At 55.8% G+C, this 1762-nt stretch carries 1 protein-coding gene; it reads left to right on the forward strand.

Annotation, left to right across the window (positions count from 1 at the left end; all coding sequences use genetic code 11):
• A partial coding sequence (locus E0D98_RS23870) for an LPD7 domain-containing protein (RefSeq protein ID WP_346655063.1) occupies positions 1-1762 on the forward strand: 1762 nt, incomplete at both ends.

Genomic DNA, 1762 nt, shown 5'->3' on the forward strand with positions numbered 1-1762 from the left:
CCCTGAAAACAGACAGAGCACAGCCCCTGAACCGGCAGTGTCGGAACAGAATCATCCTTATGACATCCCTGCAGAAGAGACAGACAATCAGGCATATGAAGATGACTATGCAGCATATGCATCCCTGCAGTCGGTAACTGCCGGGACAACCTCCCCGAATGAACCGCAGGTGAATGCTGTTTCTGCCATTGACAGCAACGCAAAGAATACCTCTGCCGCCACCGCTGACGACCGGAATGTATTAGCACAAGAACCCAATGCTGACGCCACGGTTACAGTTACGACCACGGCTCACGACACCGGCACAGCAGAAACAGATTCACCTTCTGAACCTGCAGAGATTCAGCCAGTGCAGCAGGCCAGTCCTGAACCATCGGCTAAAGATAAACCACTGGAGAACGTAGTGTCTGCTACTGATAACGACGCAGAGAACACCTCTTCCGCCACCACTGCCCTCCGGAGTAACGACACACCGGAAACATCCGTCTCCGACGCAACCGGGACACAGCACACCGCCACAACGCAACCTGAAGAACAACAGCAGGTCTCCATGGGCAGCGCTGACGACTGGAGCGCATTTGCGGAAGACCTCAATGCTGATGCTCCGGGGAATGCCACTGTTCACAGCACCGACAACGCGGAGACAAAGACACTTTCTGAACCTGCCGGGATGCAGCCGGTTCAACAGGCAACCCCTGAACCAACGGAAGAAAATAAACCTCAGGAAGAGGGCGTTATGTCTGCCACTGATACAGGTGAAGAGAGTGCCGCTGCCGCTATCGATAACGACCTGAACACAGTTGCGGAAGACCTCAATGCTGATGTTACTGTGATGACCACAGCTCACCACACCGATACAGCAGAAACAGCCTCACCTTCTGAACCTGCAGAAATTCAGCCCGTACAGCAGGCAACCCCTGAACCAACGGCAGAAGATAAACCGAAGGAAGAGCGTCCAGTGTCTGCCACTGAGACCAGCACAGCGAATGAAACAGCCCGCCCTGAAACAGCATCGCTTTTCAGCCGCCTGCGCCGTTTTCTGACCGGTGGAAAATCACGTACCGCCGAACCTCCCGTTATTCAGGAGAACACGCTTACGGAGGCCGAAACTGCGACAGAGGCCGCAGCACCACCGTCACCACCTGAAACCAGCCCGGAAGACACATCGTCAGCAGAACCGGACACGATTATCTTTGCGCCCCGCCGGCCCAACAGTCCGCAGCGGCACAACCTGGACGAGATTATTAAAAATCTTGAGCACGAAGAGTTACCCGACAATACTGCGCTCTACCGCGTCGACGGCGAACCGGCATTCCTGGATAAACTCAACCGTCTGGAAATGGTGGATGGTGCCAGTGCTGATGACAAAAAGGTCCTGGCTGCCCTTGCTGTGGCCACCAACTTCTATGGCGGCGTTATCGAGCTGACCGGCAGTGATGCCTTTAAGCAAAAAGCCATGCAGCTGATTGTCGAATACGACATCAAGGTTCGCATGAAACTCCCGGCCCAGCGGGCAGCACTGGAAAAACTCCGCAAGGAAAAAGAGATGGCGCATGATGCCATTGTCACCCACAGACCCACGCCGGAACTCAACCGCCAGTCACCGGAAGAGACAACAATGGCCCAACCGGCTCCCCCTGTGTCACCGAAGGCAGAGGCTGAACAAACAGCAGGCAGTACGGCTGAAACACCGCATCCGGAAGCGCCGGTCACGGCAAAAGCTGAAGCCCCCCGGGCCGACAGACCGGAACAACCCGCCGCC

The sequence above is a fragment of the Escherichia sp. KCJ4928 genome (assembly GCF_004352695.1).
Classification (GTDB): domain Bacteria; phylum Pseudomonadota; class Gammaproteobacteria; order Enterobacterales; family Enterobacteriaceae; genus ECMA0423.